We start from the raw sequence: 1,119 nt of genomic DNA on the forward strand, positions 1-1,119 counted from the left end.
AGTCACGGAGCGGCTGCGCCGCGCCGGCATCCCCGTCATATCTCCCCGGACCGGCCTGGACGCGATGTCCGCCGCCGTCGCCGCCGGCGACACCGCCGTGGTCGCCGCCGACATCGACTGGCCGGTCTTCGCCCCGGCCTTCACCGCCACCCGCCCCAGCGCCCTGCTGGCCGGACTTGCCGAGGCCCGCCAGGCAGCCGCCGGCACGGACGACGCGGGACACACCACCCCGGCGGACGGCCTCACCCGCGAACTGCGCGGCATGAACGAGGACGACCGGCTGCGCACCGTCCTCGATCTCGTTCGCGCACACGTCGCCGCCACCCTCGGCCACACCTCGGCCGCCACCGTCGAAGCGGACCGCGCCTTCCGCGAGCTCGGCATCGACTCCCTGACGGCGGTGGAACTGCGCAACCGTCTCGCCGCGGTGACGGGTCTGCCGCTGCCGAGTTCGCTGGTGTTCGACTACCCGACGCCGCTGGTGCTGGCCGGGTATCTGTGCGGCGAACTGCTGGGCGTCGACGCCGGGGCCGAGTCCCCGGTGGCCACCCTCGTCCCTGTGGCGGACGATCCGGTGGCGATCGTGGGGATGGGGTGTCGGTTCCCGGGTGGGGTGGGGTCGCCGGAGGACCTGTGGGGGCTGCTGGAGGCGGGGGTGGACGCGGTCGGGGAGTTCCCGGCCGACCGGGGATGGGACCTGGAGCGGATCTACCACCCGGATCCCGAGCACCCGGGCACGTCGTATGTTCGCGTGGGCGCGTTCGTCGAGGGCGCGGGGGATTTCGACGCGGAATTCTTCGGGATCTCGCCGCGTGAGGCGTTGGCGATGGATCCGCAGCAGCGGTTGCTGCTGGAGACGTCGTGGGAGGCGGTGGAGCGGGCCGGGATCGATCCGCGTACGGTCCGGGGCAGTCAGACGGGTGTGTTCGTCGGGACCAACGGCCAGGACTATCCGGCGTTGCTGCTGGGCGCGGTGGAGACCGCGGAGGGGCATGTCGGGACGGGCAACGCTGCGGCTGTGGTGTCGGGGCGGGTGGCGTACACGCTCGGGCTGGAGGGTCCGACGCTGACGGTCGACACGGCGTGTTCGTCGTCGCTGGTGGCGCTGCATCTGGCGGT

The 1,119-nt window shown here is 72.9% G+C and carries 1 protein-coding gene; it reads left to right on the forward strand.

Annotated elements, in window-relative coordinates; translation table 11 throughout:
• On the forward strand, positions 1 to 1,119 hold a 1,119-nt coding region (locus K7G61_RS35880; RefSeq protein WP_225851342.1), incomplete at both ends, for a type I polyketide synthase.

The sequence above is a fragment of the Streptomyces sp. HPF1205 genome, from assembly GCF_020400825.1.
Taxonomy (GTDB): Bacteria; Actinomycetota; Actinomycetes; order Streptomycetales; family Streptomycetaceae; genus Actinacidiphila.